The 20,845-nt window shown below is 35.5% G+C and carries 25 protein-coding genes and 1 other annotated feature; all 25 genes read left to right on the top strand.

The window, feature by feature from the left end:
* Positions 1 to 90: 90 nt before the first annotated feature.
* The 25 genes from CS937_RS11855 (at position 91) to CS937_RS11735 (ending at position 20,836) form a co-directional block, all read left to right on the top strand.
* Positions 91 to 1,821, top strand: a complete 1,731-nt coding sequence (locus CS937_RS11855; protein ID WP_176555825.1) for a sensor domain-containing diguanylate cyclase — start codon at positions 91 to 93, stop codon at positions 1,819 to 1,821.
* A gap of 177 nt (positions 1,822 to 1,998) precedes the next feature.
* The gene (locus CS937_RS11850) at positions 1,999 to 2,931 is read left to right on the top strand and encodes an SPOR domain-containing protein (protein ID WP_099158658.1); all 933 of its coding nucleotides are present in this window, start codon (positions 1,999 to 2,001) and stop codon (positions 2,929 to 2,931) included.
* Between the two features lie 197 nt (positions 2,932 to 3,128).
* The gene (gene radC / locus CS937_RS11845) at positions 3,129 to 3,818 is read left to right on the top strand and encodes a RadC family protein (RefSeq protein ID WP_099158657.1); all 690 of its coding nucleotides are present in this window, start codon (positions 3,129 to 3,131) and stop codon (positions 3,816 to 3,818) included.
* Between the two features lie 253 nt (positions 3,819 to 4,071).
* On the top strand, positions 4,072 to 5,112 hold the full coding sequence (locus CS937_RS11840; protein ID WP_099158656.1) for a rod shape-determining protein: 1,041 nt from the start codon (positions 4,072 to 4,074) through the stop codon (positions 5,110 to 5,112).
* A gap of 12 nt (positions 5,113 to 5,124) precedes the next feature.
* Positions 5,125 to 6,000, top strand: coding sequence for a rod shape-determining protein MreC (gene mreC, locus CS937_RS11835; protein ID WP_099158655.1), 876 nt, complete (start codon positions 5,125 to 5,127; stop codon positions 5,998 to 6,000).
* Positions 6,000 to 6,530 carry a rod shape-determining protein MreD gene (gene mreD, locus CS937_RS11830; protein ID WP_099158654.1) on the top strand — a complete coding sequence of 177 codons (531 nt, stop codon included), beginning with the start codon at positions 6,000 to 6,002 and terminating at the stop codon, positions 6,528 to 6,530. The genes mreC and mreD overlap by 1 nt, the downstream gene beginning before the upstream one ends.
* A 72-nt stretch (positions 6,531 to 6,602) precedes the next feature.
* Positions 6,603 to 7,289, top strand: a complete 687-nt coding sequence (gene minC, locus CS937_RS11825) for a septum site-determining protein MinC (protein ID WP_099158653.1) — start codon at positions 6,603 to 6,605, stop codon at positions 7,287 to 7,289.
* Positions 7,282 to 8,079, top strand: coding sequence for a septum site-determining protein MinD (gene minD, locus CS937_RS11820; protein ID WP_099158652.1), 798 nt, complete (start codon positions 7,282 to 7,284; stop codon positions 8,077 to 8,079). The genes minC and minD overlap by 8 nt, the downstream gene beginning before the upstream one ends.
* Positions 8,080 to 8,235: 156 nt before the next feature.
* Entirely contained in the window at positions 8,236 to 9,006 is a 771-nt protein-coding gene (locus tag CS937_RS11815) for a M23 family metallopeptidase (RefSeq protein WP_099158651.1), read from the top strand.
* Positions 8,990 to 9,859: a site-2 protease family protein gene (locus tag CS937_RS11810; RefSeq protein WP_099158650.1), complete on the top strand. Its 870-nt coding sequence runs from the start codon at positions 8,990 to 8,992 to the stop codon at positions 9,857 to 9,859. Before CS937_RS11815 ends, CS937_RS11810 begins: the two co-directional genes overlap by 17 nt.
* Before the next feature lie 80 nt (positions 9,860 to 9,939).
* Positions 9,940 to 10,017: a sequence feature (ribosomal protein L21 leader region), on the top strand.
* Between the two features lie 13 nt (positions 10,018 to 10,030).
* Entirely contained in the window at positions 10,031 to 10,339 is a 309-nt protein-coding gene (gene rplU, locus CS937_RS11805; RefSeq protein ID WP_099158649.1) for a 50S ribosomal protein L21, read from the top strand.
* Between the two features lie 12 nt (positions 10,340 to 10,351).
* Positions 10,352 to 10,681 (top strand): ribosomal-processing cysteine protease Prp, encoded by a 330-nt coding sequence (locus CS937_RS11800; RefSeq protein WP_099158648.1) that lies wholly within the window; start codon positions 10,352 to 10,354, stop codon positions 10,679 to 10,681.
* A 14-nt stretch (positions 10,682 to 10,695) separates the two neighbouring features.
* Positions 10,696 to 10,986 (top strand): 50S ribosomal protein L27, encoded by a 291-nt coding sequence (gene rpmA, locus CS937_RS11795; RefSeq protein ID WP_099158647.1) that lies wholly within the window; start codon positions 10,696 to 10,698, stop codon positions 10,984 to 10,986.
* 119 nt (positions 10,987 to 11,105) lie between these two features.
* On the top strand, positions 11,106 to 11,633 hold the full coding sequence (locus tag CS937_RS11790; protein ID WP_099158646.1) for a Spo0B domain-containing protein: 528 nt from the start codon (positions 11,106 to 11,108) through the stop codon (positions 11,631 to 11,633).
* 15 nt (positions 11,634 to 11,648) lie between these two features.
* A complete protein-coding gene (gene obgE / locus CS937_RS11785) occupies positions 11,649 to 12,929 on the top strand; it encodes a GTPase ObgE (protein ID WP_099158645.1) in 1,281 nt (426 codons plus the stop codon).
* A 35-nt stretch (positions 12,930 to 12,964) separates the two neighbouring features.
* Positions 12,965 to 13,417 (top strand): ACT domain-containing protein, encoded by a 453-nt coding sequence (locus CS937_RS11780; protein ID WP_099158644.1) that lies wholly within the window; start codon positions 12,965 to 12,967, stop codon positions 13,415 to 13,417.
* Positions 13,418 to 13,429: 12 nt separating this feature from the next.
* Positions 13,430 to 14,284 (top strand): prephenate dehydratase, encoded by an 855-nt coding sequence (gene pheA, locus CS937_RS11775; protein ID WP_099158643.1) that lies wholly within the window; start codon positions 13,430 to 13,432, stop codon positions 14,282 to 14,284.
* 144 nt (positions 14,285 to 14,428) lie between these two features.
* Entirely contained in the window at positions 14,429 to 15,394 is a 966-nt protein-coding gene (gene safA, locus CS937_RS19825) for a SafA/ExsA family spore coat assembly protein (protein ID WP_099158642.1), read from the top strand.
* On the top strand, positions 15,387 to 16,346 hold the full coding sequence (locus tag CS937_RS11765) for a phosphotransferase (RefSeq protein ID WP_176555824.1): 960 nt from the start codon (positions 15,387 to 15,389) through the stop codon (positions 16,344 to 16,346). The genes safA and CS937_RS11765 overlap by 8 nt, the downstream gene beginning before the upstream one ends.
* 35 nt (positions 16,347 to 16,381) lie before the next feature.
* Positions 16,382 to 17,125 carry an NAD(+) synthase gene (gene nadE / locus CS937_RS11760; RefSeq protein WP_099158640.1) on the top strand — a complete coding sequence of 248 codons (744 nt, stop codon included), beginning with the start codon at positions 16,382 to 16,384 and terminating at the stop codon, positions 17,123 to 17,125.
* Positions 17,126 to 17,183: 58 nt separating this feature from the next.
* Positions 17,184 to 17,747, top strand: coding sequence for a YhcN/YlaJ family sporulation lipoprotein (locus CS937_RS11755; protein WP_099158639.1), 564 nt, complete (start codon positions 17,184 to 17,186; stop codon positions 17,745 to 17,747).
* A 396-nt stretch (positions 17,748 to 18,143) separates the two neighbouring features.
* Complete coding sequence (locus tag CS937_RS11750) at positions 18,144 to 18,875, top strand: YebC/PmpR family DNA-binding transcriptional regulator (protein WP_099158638.1); 732 nt, start codon at positions 18,144 to 18,146, stop codon at positions 18,873 to 18,875.
* A gap of 141 nt (positions 18,876 to 19,016) precedes the next feature.
* The gene (gene ruvA, locus CS937_RS11745; protein ID WP_099158637.1) at positions 19,017 to 19,625 is read left to right on the top strand and encodes a Holliday junction branch migration protein RuvA; all 609 of its coding nucleotides are present in this window, start codon (positions 19,017 to 19,019) and stop codon (positions 19,623 to 19,625) included.
* A gap of 12 nt (positions 19,626 to 19,637) precedes the next feature.
* On the top strand, positions 19,638 to 20,642 hold the full coding sequence (gene ruvB, locus CS937_RS11740; protein ID WP_099158636.1) for a Holliday junction branch migration DNA helicase RuvB: 1,005 nt from the start codon (positions 19,638 to 19,640) through the stop codon (positions 20,640 to 20,642).
* A complete protein-coding gene (locus CS937_RS11735; RefSeq protein WP_099158635.1) occupies positions 20,639 to 20,836 on the top strand; it encodes a DUF2905 domain-containing protein in 198 nt (65 codons plus the stop codon). Before ruvB ends, CS937_RS11735 begins: the two co-directional genes overlap by 4 nt.
* Positions 20,837 to 20,845 lie beyond the last annotated feature (9 nt).

The following is a 20,845-nucleotide window of genomic DNA, read 5'->3' as shown; positions in this document are numbered from 1 at the left end:
ACTGTGATACATTATCATTATCTGAAAGTTTTTAATAAATGAGCATAAAGTCACATTTTTGTCAATTATTGATAGGAGATGCATAGGCAAATGATAACTAGAAGAAAAATATATACACTCTGGTTCATTTGGCTCTTAATTTGGCCATTATTGCTATGGTTATCGTATGAATACTCTAGTATTAACATAGAAGGTCAATGGATTGATATATTTTTATTTGCTGTTTTCATGTGTATTGTTGCTTTATTTCCATTAACAATAAATAATAATCCGATATTTTTCATTAATGGAATTAGTATGGCAGTCTTTTTATCATTTGGGCTTATAGTTGAAACCATTTTGACACAACTAACGATATTAACTTTATTACTCAATTTGAAGATTGGTAAAAAAGAACTTTATCGTTTTCCATTAAATATGTTGATGTTTGCTATCGTATCTTTTATTTCTGCCAATGTATTTTGGTTATTAGGTGGGGATCATCAAGCAAAAAATTATCATTCATTAAACGGTCTTATTCCTATACTTGGTTATGTCATTACGGTTTTTGTTACAAATCAATTGATATTAAAACTACTTCAAAGGTACTTACATAAGCAGAAGGTTAAAATTTTTGATAAAGGTTTATTTTGGGAGGCTGCCTCTTCATTATTAGTGTTACCAGTCGGCTTTGTATTATTTGTACTTTTTACAGAAATAGGTAGAGAGGCTATTTTTTATTTGGGTATTCCGTTTATATCTATTTCAATTATTTTTAAACTATTATATTCTTATCAGGAAATTAATCGATATTTAAAGCGAACAGGAGAAATAGGCCATCAATTAACGAAACGACTAGAGGTAAATGAAGTCTATAATGTATTTATTTCTGAACTTGATCGAATTTTACCAATGGATTTCGCCTATATATATGTTGTAGTTGATAATCAGTACTTAGAACTTGTCCGGTTTGTAGATACCAAGAATAATAGTATGCTGAACAGTGATTATATAGAACGGAATGAAGCTTTTAGTGGTAAGGTTTGGGCAACAAGAAAACCAATAATGTACAGTAGCTCAACAGAGTGGGGACCGATTAACAACCCAAAAATTCCTGTAGGCACAGAAAGTATTTTATCGTTACCAGTAGAATACGGGGACAGTATTACAGGGGTAGTCACATTAGTTTCAAAGAAGCGAAAGGCATTCGACAAGTCACATTTTCGTATTTTAGATATCTTAACAAACTATTTAGGTGTTGCAATAGAAAATGCGAAAAATTATGAAGATACAAAAGCCAAAAGTGAGCGTGACAGTTTAACACAATTATATAATTATCGTTATTTTGAAAGTGCGTTAAATAATCATTTCAATAAACTAACAGATATGGATGACGGTGAAAAGTCATCATTATTACTACTAGACTTAGATCATTTTAAAGCAATAAACGACAGGTATGGACACGAAGCCGGAAATGAGATACTTTGTCAGGTTGCTAATCGTTTAATTGTACAATTTGGCGATTTTGGTTTAATTGCGCGATATGGTGGTGAGGAATTTGTAGTTTTCCTACCTGGTATTGATTTACCTCAAGCTAGTAAACTAGCAGAATCGTTACGGAAGAATATTGAAGGTATTTCTTTTCCAGTTGAAAAACATATCCTGAATCATTGCGAAAAAGTAGAAGTATCTGTGACTGCAAGTATTGGTATTGCAACATACCCTTTAGATTGTGAATCTCCTAGTGAATTGATTCGGCATGCCGATCGTGCTATGTATATTGGAGCAAAACGAAAAGGTAGAAATAGGGTGGCAGTCTATGGGGAATTTCAAACTTCATAAATTATAGCTTAAGACACCGGGAAATTAAAACTAGAAATTTTCCGGTGTTTTTATGCGTTTTTATAGAAAAGAATATCATTTTATGTTGAACAATTTTTTAAAAGAGTGACAAATCTCCTCTTACTTTTTATTGTGCATATGCTAGAGTTTAAAAAAGCAGCAAAGTGAGGGGAAATTGTGAAAAAGAAAAAACCAATTATATTATGGATTAACGGTAAAAAAACAAAAATTAATCGAAATGCCGACAAAAGAGATGTGTATATGTATGATAGAGAACAAGCAGCAACTATAGAAGATTCATCTAATAAAGATAACACTATTCCAACTTTAGCTAGACAGCATGATTATGAAATTAATGGTTATGTAGGTGAATCGATGGACAAAAGTAGGTTTAGTATATATAAGCCTATCATTTTTGCGACAGTTTCCGCTTTAGTTATAGGTTTATGTTTGGGAATTATTATGCTTAACATGTTTGTTGGTATTGGGAAAGAAGTAAGTGGCACAGGAAATGTACCAAACCAATTATTAAATAATAATGAAAATAATAGTAGTGCATCTGGAAATACCACGGAAAGTGCTGTATCAAATGTTACCTTTGAACAAATAAACGGTTATGTTTTACAAGCAGGGGTCTTTTCAAATGAGACAAATGCAAATGAATGGGCAAAAAAATACGATAAATCTGGATTTGGAACAATGTTATGGAAGCGTGATGGAAAATATTATTTATTAGCTGGTTTATCAAGCACAAAAGAGCATGCGAAAGAACAGGCAAAAAGTTTAAAAGAAAAAGATTTTGAAATATATGTAAAAGAATGGAGTACAAGTGAAATTCAAAAAAGTTTAACAAAAGAGGAAGGCGAGTGGATCCATTCCTTTAGAGATTTATGGTATGAATCGTTAATGGCAGTAACAGGTCAAGAGGTGATTTCAACAGATTCGTGGAAAAGCTTATTGGATCGTTATCCTAAGCAATCGGATCGTTTATCTAGTTTTTTTGACGTATTGAAGAATAGCTACAAACAATTTTCTGAAGTTAATCAGCAAAGAGCACAAATTATTCTCTTAAATCAGTGGAAACAATATGAAACTTCCTTGTCTAAATAACAATATATGACAAAGTGGGTTTGTTCAACTATCTGCTTTTATATTTTGCCACATGGAAATAGAGGTAAAATCAAATTTTCGCTAAGCGATTTTTCAATTTTCTTGTGTAGAAATAGCTATAAAACTTATTTTTGATAATTTGCCTGAAAATGCCTATCTAACTAAGATAAATATATCAAAATAAGGGAGGACAGATTATGGCTATTTCTTCAATTATGATAAAGGATGTACCAAAAGAGGACCGTCCGCGCGAGCGGCTATTAAATCTTGGATCCAGTCATTTGTCGAATCAGGAATTATTAGCGATCTTACTAGGTAGTGGTACAAAAGAAGAATCAGTTATGACATTATCACAACGAGTATTAATGCATTTTGAGGGATTAAATCTGTTAAAAGATGCCACAATTGAGGAACTTACGGCAATAAAAGGGATTGGTTCCGCAAAAGGTGTTCTGATCTTATCTGCAATTGAACTTGGTAAGCGAATGAATCAATATAAACCAACTGAACGGTATGTTATTCGATCACCAGAGGATGGAGCAGATTATATAATGGAAGAAATGCGCGGGTTAAATCAGGAACATTTTGTTGTATTGTTCCTTAACACCAAGAATCAAATAATCCACAGGCAAACTATTTTTATAGGAAGCTTGAATGCATCGATTGTCCACCCTCGAGAGGTTTATCGTGAAGCTGTGAAACGATCTGCAGCATCAATAATTTGTGCACATAATCATCCCTCTGGCGATCCAACCCCTTCACAGGAAGATATTCAAGTTACAAGACGTTTAGTTGAATCTGGAAAGATGATCGGCATTGAACTATTGGATCACTTGGTTATTGGTGACCGTAAATTTGTCTCCCTAAAAGAAAAAGGTTATCTTTAGTTATTAAAATATGCTTATAACACTATCTATTTTTTTATTTTTTTCGTATAATATTATAGACAAACAAACAAATTGGCGCCATTTTTCAATTTCTGTTGAAAGTGGCGCTTATTGTGATTTTTACGTGACATGTATTTAATTACATTAATGGAAAAAATATACAATTATAGAGAGTATTACATTGCATTACATATAATAAATAGATATAGTAAAGCTACAACATATGAATGTGTTTTTGGAAAGGGAGATATTTTTGGGAAGAATCAGTTTTTCACAGGATTTAGGTATTGATTTAGGTACAGCAAACACGCTTGTTTTTGTTAAAGGGAAAGGTGTTGTTGTAAGAGAACCTTCTGTTGTTGCAAAAAACATTGCAACAGGAGATATAGAAGCGGTTGGTAGTTCGGCTCGAAACATGATTGGCAGAACACCAGGGAATATATCTGTGATCAGACCGATGAAGGATGGGGTGATTGCAGATTATGATACTACTGCTGTTATGATGAAATATTATATTAAAAAAGCTATGCGCAAACGCTCTCTCTTTGCTAGAAAACCAAACGTAATGATTTGTGTTCCATCAGGAATTACAATGGTTGAGGAGCGTGCTGTAATTGATGCTACAAAACAAGCAGGTGCAAAAGAGGCATTTCCTATTGCTGAACCGTTTGCAGCTGCAATTGGGGCAGGTCTACCAGTTTGGGAACCGACGGGTAGTATGATTGTTGATATTGGTGGAGGAACTACCGAGGTAGCTGTAATATCACTTGGCGGGATTGTTACTAGTCAATCGATTCGTACAGCTGGTGATGATATGGATGAAGCTATTATTCAATATATCCGGAAAACATACAATTTAATGATTGGTGAACGCTCTGCAGAGTCAATTAAAATGGATATTGGTACGGCTGGAGAGGTAATGGAGAACGAAGAAGTAGAAATACGTGGACGTGACTTATTGACAGGCTTACCAAAAACTATTTCTATTACAGCAAAAGAAATTGCAGCTTCATTACAAGATACAGTAGCTGAAATTATTGAAGCAGTTAAGTTTACCTTAGAAAAAACACCACCAGAGCTTGCGGCTGATATTATGGACCGCGGAATTGTTCTCTCAGGTGGAGGGGCTCTTTTACGAAATTTAGATCAAGTTATAAGTGATGAGACGAAAATGCCTGTTTTTGTTACGGACGATCCATTAGATAGTGTGGCAATTGGAACAGGTAAATCTTTAGAATACATTCAACATTTCCGTTCCCATCCGAATGTATCATCTCGTCCTACAGTTGATTAAGTAGGTGCTTTTATGCCGTTTTTCCGAAAGAAAAGATTATTCATAATACTAATCGGATTCATTATACTTGTTGCATTAATCGGTTTTTCACTTGGGGACAGAAAAAATTTATCTACCCCCGAACAATTTATTAAAGACACCGTTGGATGGGCTCAAAGTGTTATACATACACCGGTTAAATTTGTAGCAAATATTTTTACTAATATTGATGATTTAAAAAATACGTACGATGAGAATCAATTACTAAAAGAAAAGCTATCGCAATACAAAGGTCTTATTTATGAAGTGCAAGAAATCAAAGAAGAAAATGAGCAATTGCGAAAGACTTTAGATAAAACTGAAAGTATAAGGGACTTTAATCCGATCCAGGCGACTGTAATGTCTCGAACTCCTGAGCGTTGGGTAGAACAAATAACCATAAATAAGGGCGAGCAAGACGGTTTAAAAACGAATATGGCTGTAATAACAGCTGATGGGATGATAGGAAAAGTTCAGACGACTTCTGAATTCACCTCAACCGTCCAGTTATTGACTGGATTTGATCAATTCAATCGGATATCAGCTACCATTTCCCGAAAAAAAGGAAAAGATATATTTGGTATGATTGAGGAGTTTGACGAGGAAACGAATTCATTACTTTTTAAGATTATTGAGGAATCAGATAAAGACCTGAAAAAAGGAGAACTTGTAGTATCATCAGGAATGGGTGGAGTCTTTCCAGCAGGTCTGCTTATTGGAACTGTTAAGGAAGTAATTCCAGACAAGTATGGATTAACACGAACTGCACTAGTTAAGCCTGCAGCTGATATGTATGAAATAAACAACGTGATTGTTGTTGATCGTACTCTAACAGAAGATAAACCTGAAGATCAGGGGGATAAAGAGTAATGAAGCGATTATATTTACCTCTCATCCTCTTTCTTTTTGTAATTCTGGAAGGTGTGTCACTTGAGTTATTGCCACCTAAATTAGTCATGAGTGATCTGTTAATCATTCCGCATTGGGTTCTTATATTTTTAGTGTTTGTATCAATTTTTTATGATAAAGAACAAACTTATTATTCTGTACTTTATGGTGTAATCTTTGGTTTGTTGCTTGATATCGTATATACCGGTGTACTTGGTGTGTATATGTTTACATACGCAATTGTTATATATATTATCCATGGGCTAAAAAAATTATTGCATGCTAATATTCATGTAACATTGTTATTGGGACTTATTGCTATAACTGTGGCAGATTTATTAATATATTTAATATTTTTCGTCATAGGATTAACCGAAATGTCAGGTGAGGAATATTTATTTTACCGGATTATACCAACTGTATTAGCTAATCTATTATTTTTACTTGTTTTATATCCATTTTTGAGGAAACGTCTTGTAAAATGGAGTGACGAACAGTTAACGAATAATTAATGGATTGAAATAATGAACAGTTCCCAATTACGTGTAAACGCGCCCAAGAGAATTTAATGAGGTGAACTAATAGTGCAAGAGAATAAGCAAATGATTACGATAAAAGGAACAAGAGATGGACTTACACTGTTTATCGATGATTCGTGCTCGTTTGAGGAAGCGTTCATCGAATTAAACGAAAAACTTACCGAAAATCTTTCCAAAAAAGATGAGCCAACGGTGTACGTGACGGTTAAATTAGGTAATCGTTATTTAACAACTGATCAAGCTGAAAAGTTAAGGGGATTAATTGGTAGGGGAAATCGTTTCAGTGTTCAGTCTTTTGAATCCAATGTTATTCCAAAAGACAAGGCGCTTTCTTGGATGGAAGATAGTGAAGTGAAGCCAATTAATAGAATCATAAGATCTGGACAAGTTTTAGAAGTTACAGGTGATTTACTATTAATTGGCGATGTTAATCCAGGTGGAAAGGTCGTATCAACTGGTAACATTTATATAATGGGTAGTATGCGAGGAATAGCACATGCTGGAGTTAATGGTGACCGAAATGCTGTTATAGCTGCATCTTACATGAAGCCTAGTCAACTCCGGATAGCGGATTATATTAGCCGTGCTCCAGATTACGAATCTGATGGTGTGTATATGGAATGTGGTCTTATTGATGAAGAGCAAGACAAAATTATAATTGATCGACTACAAGTTCTTTCACATAAACGAAAAGATTTAAATGGGTTCGAAAGGAGAATGAATAATGGGTGAGGCAATCGTAATTACATCTGGTAAAGGCGGAGTAGGTAAAACTACTACAACGGCCAATATAGGAACGGCTTTAGCTTTAATGGAAAAAAAGGTGTGTTTAATTGATACAGATATCGGTTTACGGAATCTCGATGTTGTGATGGGTCTTGAAAACCGGATTATCTATGATATTGTAGATGTGATTGAAGGACGTTGTAAATTAAAGCAGGCACTTATTAAAGACAAGCGGTTTGAATATTTATCGTTGTTACCTGCAGCACAAACTAGTGATAAAGCTGCTAGTACAGTTGATAGCATGAAAAAAATCATTACAGAATTAAAACAGGAATTTGATTATATTATTATTGATTGTCCAGCTGGAATCGAGCAAGGTTTTCAAAATGCCGTTGCAGGGGCTGATAAAGCGATAGTTGTTACCACACCTGAAAAATCAAGTGTTCGAGATGCAGACCGTATTATCGGGTTGCTTGAGAATAAAGAAATGGAACCACCTCGCTTAATCATTAATCGAATACGGAATCATATGATGAAAAATGGAGATATGCTTGATATTGATGAAATTGTACATATTCTCTCGATTGATCTTATTGGCATCGTTTTAGATGATGATGAAGTAATTAAAGCTTCGAATAATGGTGAGCCAATAGCTTTACACCCAAATACAAAAGTGTCCATTGCATATCGAAATATTGCAAGAAGAATTTTAGGTGAAACGGTTCCATTACAATCTTTAGAAGATGAAAAAGGGATGTTTCAAAAGGTAAAGAAATTTTTTGGAATTCGTTCGTAATGAAAGAATACTAGATATTTATTGCAATGATTGCTAATAGCTTTCATTGCATTTTTTGTACCTAAAAGATATGAAATATGCCCTAAATGCACTAACATAACTCGTCTACTTTACTCATACAATTATAAAAAAGTATGGTAAAGGATTGTGAGGAAAATGAATAAGGGAGTAAAGCAAGTTCGAAAGTCTATTAATCAGCGGAAAAACTTACGTGGCTTAAAAACAAAGGACATGTCTAAAAGTATTACACCTGCCTTTCCTCAAGAAGAGGAAAAGCATGGATTTTTTCCATTTATTCCAGATAACCAGCAACCCCAGCAAACGAAAGAAAAAAGCCGATTTATATCTTGGATTATTTTGAAAGGCATCTTATCAGTTGTTTTATTCTTTGGTGTAGCTATTTTATTTCAAACCAATTCAGAACTGCTGCGCAAACCAACCGAGTGGACAAGCAATGCACTAACTCAAGAATTTCCGTTTGCTCGAGTTAATCAATGGTATCAAGAAACTTTTGGATCACCACTTGCTTTTACACCTAATCAGAATCAGCAAGCAGAAAATGAACAACAACTAGCGCTTCCAGTAAGTGGAAATGTTACGGAATCATTCCAAGCGAATGGATCGGGAATCATGATTGCGCCGAAAGATACATCGGATATAATGGCATTGGACGAGGGTGTTGTCATATTTGCTGGTAATGATCCAGAAACGGATAAAACAGTAGTTGTTCAACATGCGGATGGAAGTTTATCTTCTTATGGTTTTTTAAGTGAAATTGATGTTCATTTATATCAATTTGTCTCAAGTAATGAACAGCTTGGAACTTTTGTACCTAACAAAGAGAATAAAACAGTATTTTTTGCGATTGAAAAAGACAATAAATATGTGGACCCGGTACAGGTGATCAAAGTTGACGATACTCCGTAAGTATGTACCTACCATTCATATTCACCCTATTCTCTTATTGTTTATAGGTATTGCTTTTATTACAGGTACATTTGTAGAACTATTTATTATTCTATCTATCGTGTTGTTTCATGAGCTCGGACATTATGCGATGGCTTATTTTTTTAAATGGCGTGTACGAAGTATTATGTTATGGGTATTTGGAGGGGTAATGGATACGGATGAACATGGGAATAGACCTTTTCATGAAGAAGCACTTGTAACAATTGCTGGACCTTTTCAGCATATTATTATATACGGCTTCATTTTGTTTGCTACAAATGCAGAGCTGCTCTCCCCTTCTATTATAGAAATTATGTTTTTTTATAATACTGTTATTCTCTTATTCAATTTGTTACCTGTTTGGCCGTTGGATGGTGGAAAGCTTTTATTTTTATTATTGTCACTTATATATCCATACCGCAAAGCTTACCACTCTGTTATACTTATATCACTTTTGGTATGTTTAATTATAATCATACTTCAACTATTTATTTTTCCATTTACCTTAAGTTCGCTAGTTATTATGCTATTTTTATTTAAAGAGAACCGGATGGAATGGAAACAACGTTATTATGTTTTCATTCGATTTTTGTTAAGAAGATACCAAAGTAACAATTTAAGCATTAGAGGGGTTCGACCCATTGTTGTCCCTTATCAGAGTTCTCTTCTTGAAGTATTTGCCCATTTTCGTCGAGAAAAAAAACACCCTATTTATATAGTATATCCAGATGATGAACGGAAAACGATTGATGAGGCTGATTGTTTACACAGTTATTTTTATGAAAAAGAGTACACAAAAACAATAGGTGAAATTGCCAGGGCAATTCCTTAATTACAATTGAAATTAAGGATACGCATCCTTGACAATTACTTGCTAAACGTGATAATATCAATACGTTATTCATCGTAGCACCACAGCTACAACCGCACAGAACAGGTTTCTAAACTCTTGGGCAAGAGAGTACCTGAATGGCGAGTCTGAGTAATTAAGGAGGTGCAAGGCATGTACGCAATTATTGAAACTGGTGGTAAACAAGTAAAGGTTACTGAAGGACAAGAAATTTACGTTGAGAAAGTAGTTGCAGAAGCAAATGATTCTGTAACTTTTGATAAAGTTCTTTTCGTTGGTGGAGACGATGTAAAAGTAGGCGCTCCATATGTTGACGGTGCAACTGTAACTGCTAAAGTTGAAAAGCACGGTCGTCAGAAGAAAGTTACTGTATTCAAATATAAGCCTAAGAAAAACTACCATCGTAAGCAAGGTCATCGTCAGCCTTATACAAAAGTAGTTATTGAAAAAATTAATGCTTAAAGGTATTTTCATATGATAAAAGTAACTGTTTTTAGGGATAATAACCAAATAAAAGCCTTTGAACTATCAGGACATGCAGAAAGTGGTCCATATGGCTATGATTTAGTATGTGCTGGTGTTTCGGCTGTGTCATTTGGTGCTGTCAATGCAGTTCTTACTTTATGTGAAACAGACCTTGAAATTGAACAGGGAAGTACTGGTGGTTATCTCCATGTTACACTTCCAGACGCTTTGGATAATAAAGTAATGGAAAAAGCGCAGACCCTGTTCGAAGGAATGATTATTTCACTGGAAACGATTGAACGTGAATATGATCAGTTTATTACGATTGAAAGTAAATAAGGAGGTGCAGCCAAATGCTACGTCTAGATTTACAATTTTTCTCACAGAAAAAAGGTGCTGGTAGTACTAAAAACGGACGTGATTCTGAATCAAAACGTCTAGGTGCTAAACGTGCAGACGGTCAGTTTGTAACTGGTGGATCTATTTTGTACCGTCAACGCGGAACAAAAATCTATCCAGGTGAAAACGTAGGTCGTGGTGGTGATGATACACTATTTGCAAAAATTGATGGTGTTGTAAAATTCGAACGCTATGGTCGTGATCGTAAAAAAGTTAGTGTTTATGCTACTGCTAAAGAAGCATAAAAACATAAGCCAGATAAAAACTCCAACTATTTATTGGTTGGAGTTTTTTATATATTTATTAGAATAATTACCCTTTCATCATTTTTCTGCTATACTTTTGTTATTGTGGAGGGATTAGCGTGGCTGAAAAAGATATTATTGATGTATTACGTATGTATCGTCATGATTTAATGAATGATTTACAAATTGTACAGGGCTACTTAACAATGGGAAAGACGGAAAAAGTACAAGAAAAATTAGCAGCGTGTATGAATCATTTCGATAAGGAAAGAAAATTAATAAGTTTAAACGCTCCTAAATTTGCTTTATGGTTGATTCAATTTAATTCCATACATGCAACTTTTCGATTAACATACGATATAAATACTGAAAATAAAAATTTCAGTGCTATAGACAATATTCTTTTGGGACAATGTCAGTATTGTATGAAGGTTCTAGAAAAAGCCGCCGATGCTACTGAAGTGTATGAAGGAAATGTTAATGTTGATCTTCATGAACAGTCTGTACTTGTTCAAATTTTTATGGCTGGTATCTTCAAAAAGATGGAGAATAATGAAACAGACCTAAAACAGGGGCAAGGTGTTACTATACATATGAAACGAGTAGATGATGGAATTACTTGTAATATTGAAATTCCATTCAATTAATTGAGGTGACCAACAATGTTTGTAGATCAGGTTAGTGTATATGTTAAAGCTGGTGACGGGGGTAATGGTCTTGTTGCTTATCGCCGTGAAAAATACGTACCAAAAGGTGGACCCGCTGGTGGAGATGGCGGAGACGGTGGGGATGTAGTTTTTGAAGTCGATGAAGGTCTAAATACGTTAATGGACTTTCGTTACAATCGCCATTTTAAAGCTAAGCGTGGAGAAAATGGTATGAGTAAAAATCAGCATGGTAAAAATGCATCACCGTTGATTGTGCCTGTTCCTCCTGGGACAACAGTAATGGATGAGGATACTGGAGAAGTTATAGCGGATTTAACACATCATGAACAACAGGCAGTAATTGTAAGTGGCGGAAGAGGAGGGAGAGGCAATTCACGTTTTGCAACACCAAGAAATCCTGCCCCAGATTTTGCCGAAAATGGTGAACCTGGTCAGGAAAGAGATATTAAAGTTGAACTAAAACTCATTGCTGATGTTGGTCTTGTAGGTTTTCCTAGTGTTGGAAAATCTACGTTTATATCGGTGGTAAGTGCTGCAAAACCTAAAGTTGCTGACTATCACTTTACAACACTCTCGCCAAATCTAGGAGTTGTGGATACCAGTGATCATCGAAGCTTCGTTATGGCCGATTTACCAGGGCTAATAGAAGGTGCTCACTCAGGCGTCGGTTTAGGGCATCAGTTTCTTCGCCATGTAGAACGAACTAGAGTTATTGTTCATGTTATTGATATGGCTGGAACTGAAGGTCGTGATCCATATGATGATTTTGTTAAGATAAATAAGGAATTAAAAGAATATGATGAAAAGCTAATGGATAGACCACAGATTATTGCAGCGAATAAAATGGACATGCCTGGTTCAGAAGAAAATTTACGGATCTTTAAAGAAAAAATGGTGGATGATTTTCCGATCTATCCTATTTCTGCATTGACAAAAGAAGGATTAAGAGATATTTTATTTGGAATTGCGGATACATTGGATACCATTCCAAAGGTTGCGCCAATGATAGAAGATACAGATGAAGAAGTGATATATCGTTATCAAAAAGAAAAAGAACCATTTACAATATCACGTGCTGATGATGGAGCGTTTGTGTTATCGGGTGACAAAATTGAAAAGCTATTTAAAATGACAGATTTTGCTAGAGATGAAGCGGTACAGCGATTTGCCCGTCAGCTTCGAGGTATGGGTGTTGATGAAGCACTACGTAAACGTGGTGCTAAAGACGGAGACACAATAAGATTGCTGGACTTTGAATTTGAATTTATAGAATAATTTCTGGTAAACAAGGGTGTAAAAGAGGGGTAATGATGACGCACGTAGATGAAAAGTTTTATTTAGTCCGTAGTGATGTGTTACCTGAATCAATGAGGAAAACAATTGAAGTTAAAGAATTAATTGAAAGAGAAAAGGTAAAGACGATATTTGAAGCAGTACAGAAGGTAAACTTATCAAGAAGTGCTTATTACAAATATAAGGATACAGTTTTTCCTTTCCAAGCAATGGTGAAAGAAAAAATAATGACATTGTTTTTCCATTTAGAGGATCGTAGTGGTACACTTTCAAAATTGTTGGCAATTGCTGCAGAAGCAGGATGTAATGTTTTAACAATCCATCAAACAATTCCAATACAAGGAAAAGCGAATGTAACATTATCACTAGATATATCATCTATATCCTACGATGTAGAAAAACTCATTCATAGATTGAGGCAGCTAGATTTTGTTGATCGTGTTGACATGTTAAGTTCAGGGCTAAGTTAGGGGGAGGATTAGTTGACAAAGAGAATAGGGTATTTGGGACCAAAAGGAACCTTTACAAAACTGGCTGTTGATGCAGCATTTAATGGAGAAGATAAACAAAGTTTTAAGACGATACCAGAATGTATCGATGCCGTCAATGACAATAAAATAGATATTGGTGTTGTGCCATTAGAGAATGCAATTGAGGGAACAGTACAATTAACGGTTGATTATTTGGTGCACCAAGTAAGATTACCGATTTTCGCCGAAATTGTAGTTCCTATTCAACAGCATTTGCTTGTCCGTCCTGATTTTGCAGGGGATTTATCGGATTTAGAAGAAATTCATTCACACAGCCATGCTATTGCCCAGTGTCACCAATATATTCATAAATATATTCCAGAAGCTGGTATAAAATATACCTCATCAACAGGGAAAGCGGCTGAAATCGTTAGTAACAGTGATAAAAATATTGCTGCTATTGGAAATAAATTGGCTGCAAAAGAGTATGATCTTACTATTTATAAAGAAAATATTCATGATTATCCAAATAACCATACAAGATTTGCTGTTTTAGCAAAAGAAAAAGAATGTGTACATATAAAACATGCTAGTGACACAGAAAAAACAAGCATGTTAATAACCTTGCCAAGTGATTACGCTGGAGCTCTACATCAAGTTCTATCAGCGTTTGCGTGGCGTAAAATGAATTTGTCAAAAATTGAGTCACGACCAATGAAGACTGGATTAGGAAATTATTTCTTTATTGTTGATGTGGATCAGCCATATGATGACGTATTGTTTCCTAGTGTTAAAGCGGAACTTGAAGCATTAGGGTGCAAGGTTACCATTCTTGGGACATATCCAGTATACCAGATGAAAATATAAATCTTTCCGTCTATACTTTTAAAAAGTATAGGCGGTTTTTTTCATCATAAAAATAAATAAGTTTCAACTTTTTCCATTCTAATGCATATGTTGATAATGAGTGATTAGCCCAGTCAACTAGAAACGAAAGGAGTTTGGAATAACTTGAAAATTCACATCGTACAAAAAGGAGATACACTATGGGAATTGTCGAAGAAATACGGGGTTGACTTTGAACAATTAAAGCAGCTTAATTCACAATTATCCAGTCCAGATATGATTATGCCAGGTATGAAAATAAAAATACCTAGCTCTTCAAAACCAGTACAAAAAGAGGGTATGAAACCAAAAGAAGTGCAGCAGCCCATTGCTAAACATCCATATAAAGATACTTCACCAAAACCTTTACCGGTTATTAAAGAGGATGATAAAGAAAAACCAAAACCGATCCAACCACAAATGCCAATACAGCCTAAAAAGGAAATGCCAATACAACCACAACCACAACCGCAGCCACAGCCACAACCGCCTATGCAACCAATAATTCAAATGCCAATAATGGAACAGGAATTGCAAAATTACACGACAATCAATCTTCCAAAAATGCCTGCATATCATGCACCTGTGGAAAAACCAAAGGAAAAGCCAAAAGAGAAGATGAAGCCAATGCCTTTACCGCAACCGACGCATATGGTTCCATTGTGTTGTCACGTTATAAATCCGTATTGTCCACCAGGTCCGCACGATTTCTTTCCGGTAATGGGAACCTTTTCTGGAGGACCAGCACCAATGCACATGCAGCACGATAATATGGTTCAGCCATATTCGCATGGCGGTCATATGATGGAATCACCAGAAATGCCAATGCCGGCAAAACCAACTATGAAGGCTGGAGGAAAGGATTGTGGTTGTCAAGGTAAATCACCGTATCCTCAACAACATATGGGGGGATATCATATGAATCAGCCACAGGCTTTAGGTCCATATGATTTTAATCGGCAACCCGGTTATGTCCCACAAAACTATCCTACTCATTTTGCAAATGCACCAACTAATGAAAATCAATACCCTAAACCACCTGGATTCTCTTTTGATCATAGGGATGAAGAGGATGACATACAAGGTGAATAGTAATAGTCGTAGAGACGAATTGAAAATCAATCGTCTCTCTTCTTTTTTATACCAAGAAGGAAAAGTAAATGTTGCTAACATTGTCCCAATAAAAGCAAACGTATTTTTAGTTAAGACATCTGACGGAAATAAAGTCATCCTAAAAAAACATAGAAAAAAGGAAGATGTTGATCAGCAATGGGATTTTTTTGACAAGTTAAGTACTTCTATCGTTATCCCATTTAGACGGTTCCCTAATGGTAAAAAGATTCTTATTAGTAATGGTTATTATTGGACGATAGCTCCATTTATTGAGGGGACAAAATTAAATTATGCTATAAATGATGATCGAAAAGCATGTTTAGCTACTTTACGAGCGTTCCATGAACGTGCAGAAGATATACGTGTGACGAATCCATTACGTCGAAAATTATTTTATAAACGTTGGTACAAACGATTACAGTCATTTAAAAACACGAGAGACTATTTCCTTAATTACGGTTTTGAAAATCTGTTTAAGGATATCGTGCAAACTACAGAAACTCAACTACGGCTTGTATCAGAACTACCCTGGGAAAGGTTAGAGCGAAAAGCAGAGGAAAAACGTGTTTGGATACATGGCGATGTAGCTTCTCATAATTTTATTCGAAGTAGAGACGTCTATATGATTGATTTTGACTTATTGGGACAATCGCCACAAATTTATGACTATATTCAATTAGCCCAACGTTTTTTACCATATTTAGATTGGAATCTTGATAAATTAATTTCATATCGAATGGTAGAGGATAGTCAATTGAAATTTTGGATTCTTGCAATGACCGTTCCAAGTGATGTGTTACGTGAATGGCTGCACTTTCTTTCAAGAAATTCAACAATGTCTATGGAAGAGTATTTAACGAACATGGAAAACGAGTGGATAAAACGACAGGAATTTTTGAAAAATGCCAAAGCAATGCTAAAATTGTATTAATGAATAAAAATCATTAGGCAAAAGGAGTAATTGATATGAAAGAAACAGTAGACAAATTGGTGGAATGGTTACAGCAACAAATCAAGCAAACTGGTGTAAAAGGATTACTAGTTGGTGTTAGTGGGGGAATTGACTCAGCAGTTGTTGCACACCTGATAAAACGTGCGGCACCAGAAAATTCTTTAGGGGTTATCATGCCTTGTAAAAGTACAGCTGCTGATATGGAACACGCTCAAGATGTAATAAATAGCTGTGACATTAATGCAGTTACGGTCGATTTATCTGAAACACACGATGTGATGTATAACACGATTCGAAACCAATTAAAACAAAAAGATCAATGGGAAGAACGAAATGACAAGCTAGCAGATGCCAACCTTCGTGCTAGACTACGGATGAGCACTTTATATACGCTTGCTACAAACTATAATTATTTAGTTGTTGGAACAGATAATGCTGCAGAATGGTATACAGGATATTTTACTAAATTCGGTGATGGTGGAGTAGATATTTTGCCAATTGTAAACTTTACTAAAACGGAAGTAAGAGAACTGGCAAAATATTTGGGTGTGCCGGACCAAGTAGTGACTAAAAAACCGAGTGCCGATTTGTGGGAAGGTCAAACAGACGAAGCTGAAATGGGCACAACCTATGATATTATTGACGCATATTTAAAAGGTGAAGAAATTCCTGATGCGGATAAAAAAATAATCGAAGATCTGCATAAGAGAACGGAACATAAACGAATCGGTGCAGCACAATTTAATTTAAAGGGATAAATTAACTGGTTTAAATTAACCTCTCTTATACAAGCTAAATGATAAGGGAGGTTTTTATATGAACAAAAAAATTCTTTTAAATACAGGTATTATTATAGCGTTCTTGTTTGGTTGTGCGAATACAAACCAGGATGAAAATGCTCAAGATAATAATGTTGAAACCCAACCATTGCATTATGAAACAAATGAAGAGCAAAAAGATAGACAAGGTGTGAAAAAAGAATCTGTAGGTGAAAAAGGTGGCTATAAACAAAGTGACCAAAAAGGAACGAATGCTTCAGAAAGAAACAGTGGAAACTATACCGACATATTTACAAATGAAGAAACAAAAGAAATATATAGACATGTAACGGGACTTAAAGAAGTCAAAAATGCTCAAATTGCCTCCACAGAGGAAAAAGTAATAGTGGCAGTAATGTTAAATGAACATTCAAATCATAATGTTCAAGCCGTAATCGAACAAGAAGTAAAAAAGTTTGCGCCCGACAAAACGATTGTAGTTTATACGGACGATATTTATTGGGATCGAATGAGTAACTTGAAGTCTAGATTGAAAGCTGGTAATGGCGGTAATGAATTTCAGGAGCAAATGGAAAAATTCTTTAACCGTGATAACGATTGACCTTTGCTTTATTGCAAAGGTTTTTTGTATAGGTAAGAAAATATAAAATTTAGGCTTTGTTCAATTTTCTACAGAGTTAGCCATGTCCAGCTCCAGCGATCAGAGACTGATGGATTTCCTTACCTCCGTACAATAAGGTCAACATCGATTCGCTACTCACTCGAGTTACCTTTATCTCCTGCGTAGGAATGTTCGGCTAAAACCGCCGCTTTGCGCGGCAACGCCGAACCACCCTGCTTGGCAGTGCGCAGTCCACACGTCTCTAAACGGGCGCTTGCGCTTTTCTTATGTTTCATCTGCATAATGTACTAATGGCTAAGGATCAAAGTTTCACTTTATAAGTAATGAAATTTTTGTTATAGTTAAAAAGGAAATTTCTAGAGAGGAGAATGTCCTATGGCTGGTCATTCTAAGTGGAAAAATATACAAAGAAGAAAGAATGCACAGGATGCAAAAAAAGGTAAAATCTTTATGCGTCATGCTAAAGATATATATTTAGCTGCAAAACAAGGTGGCGGGGATATTACTACGAATGCATCACTACGATTGGCAGTAGATAAAGCAAAAGCAGATAATATGCCGAATGATAATATTGATCGTGCAATTAAAAAAGCAACAGGTGCACTAGATGGGGCAAACTTTGAAGAAATTACTTATGAAGGTTACGGTCCTGGTGGTGTAGCAGTAATAGTCAATATTTTGACAGACAACAAAAATCGAACTGCGGCAGAAATTAGGCATGCATTCAAGAAAAATGGCGGAAACCTTGGTGAAAATGGCAGTGTATCATTTATGTTTGACCGTAAAGGCTATATCGTTATTGAAAATGAAGATGGAGCTATTGATGAAGATGAAATTACCCTTGAAGCAATTGAAGCAGGTGCTGATGATATTGTAGTAGAGGAAGGAGCATATGAAATTTTTACATCTCCTGAGAACTTTGATGCAGTTTGTACACATTTACGTGAGAGTGGTTATACACTAGCAGACGCTGAAGTTACATTAATTCCGCAAACGTATAGTGCGTTACCTGAAGAAGATGCTCAAAAAATGTTGAATCTTATTGATGTATTGGAAGACAATGAAGATGTTCAAGACATTCATCATAATTTAGAAGATGCTGATTAAGCGTTTTATCTTATTAGATTGAAACACCAATTATATCCAATTGGTGTTTTTTTTAAGTACTATAGGAATTCCTTGTTCCTGTACCCAATATGTATAGGTATGTTAAAATAGGTAAAGGAATTCCGAAGAGGAGAAGGTTAAATGATTGCTTACATAAAGGGTAACGTTACATATATATTAGATGATTCTGTGATAGTTGACATCCAGGGGGTTGGGTACGAGATTATGTGTGCCAATCCTTTTGTGTTTCAGTCATCATTAAATCAGGAAACTTTAATTTATACTTATCATTACGTACGTGAAGATGCGCAAGTGTTATACGGATTCAAAAACCAGGATCAGAAATCGCTTTTCACGAAGCTTCTACAAGTATCTGGAATTGGTCCTAAAGGTGCACTGGCAATATTGGGATCCGTTAATGTCGGGGACTTTATTGCAGCAGTAGAACGTGAAGATGATAAATTTTTAACAAGTTTTCCTGGAATAGGTAAAAAAACCGCAAGACAGGTTATATTAGATTTAAAAGGCAAACTGACAACAATGCTTTCGTTAGATGCACAGCCTGATTTAGTAAATCCCGATATCACTACTGTATCACCAGATGGATTAAATGAAGCACAAGAGGCTTTAAAAGCGTTGGGCTACTCAGATCGGGAAATAAAATCAATTATGCCGAAGTTACAAAAGGAAAATATCGAAAATACGGATGAAATAATTCGCAAAGCATTGGGACTATTGGTAAAAAACTAAGGGGAGATTGTTATGGATGAGCGTATAATTACAGGTGAATTACAAGCCGAAGATTCCACCATTGAGCTTAGTCTTCGCCCCACAACACTAAACCAATATATCGGACAGCAGAAGGTGAAGGAAAATCTAAGTATATTTATACAAGCAGCTAAAATGCGTGAAGAACCTCTTGATCATGTATTATTGTATGGTCCACCGGGATTAGGGAAAACAACTTTGGCTGCCATTATTGCAAATGAAATGGGTGTACAGTTTCGCTCCACATCAGGACCGGCAATTGAGCGTGCCGGTGATCTTGCGGCGATTCTTTCGTCACTTGAGCCTGGTGATGTTTTATTTATCGACGAAGTTCATCGATTACCGCGATCTGTTGAAGAAGTATTGTACCCAGCGATGGAGGATTTTTTTCTTGATATTGTAATAGGAACTGGTCCTAGTGCAAGGTCTGTCAGGATTGATTTACCTCCTTTCACCCTGGTAGGGGCGACAACACGAGCAGGTCTGTTGTCGGCTCCGCTTCGTGACCGTTTTGGTGTATTAAGTAGACTGGAATATTATGAGGCAAAGGATTTATGTTCAATTGTTGAACGTACAGCTGATATTTTTCAAACTTCTATTACAAAAGAAGCTGCAGCAGAAGTTTCCAGACGATCTAGAGGGACACCAAGAATTGCAAACAGGCTGTTAAAGCGTATTCGGGACATTTCACAAGTTAAAGGGGAAAATACAATAAGTCTTGAAACAACCGATCTTGCTCTAGAGATGCTTCAGGTCGATGATGTTGGCTTAGATCATATAGACCATAAACTCTTGAAAGGAATCATCGAGGGCTTTCAAGGCGGTCCAGTAGGGCTAGATACGATTGCTGCAACAATTGGTGAAGAATCACAGACAATTGAAGATGTATATGAACCATATTTATTACAAATAGGTTTCATTCAACGTACGCCTAGAGGACGGATTGTTACACCTAAGGCATATCAGCATTTTGGTTTAAAAGGAAACGAAGCGGAATGACTATTGGAAAATTGTTTATCTTGTTAGGGATTGTATTTATAGTAATTGGCGTTATTTGGACATTTGTTGGGAAGCTTCCTGGAGACATTAGCTTTAAAAAAGGAAATGTCTCTTTTCACTTTCCAATTATGACTTCTATTGTCGTCAGTATAATATTATCTCTTATCTTTTTCATACTAGGAAAATTTCGCTAAGACATAGTT

It is taken from the genome of Virgibacillus ndiopensis (genome assembly GCF_900187325.1).
GTDB lineage: Bacteria > Bacillota > Bacilli > Bacillales > Amphibacillaceae > Virgibacillus_E > Virgibacillus_E ndiopensis.
This window is presented reverse-complemented; position numbering and strand designations above follow the sequence as displayed.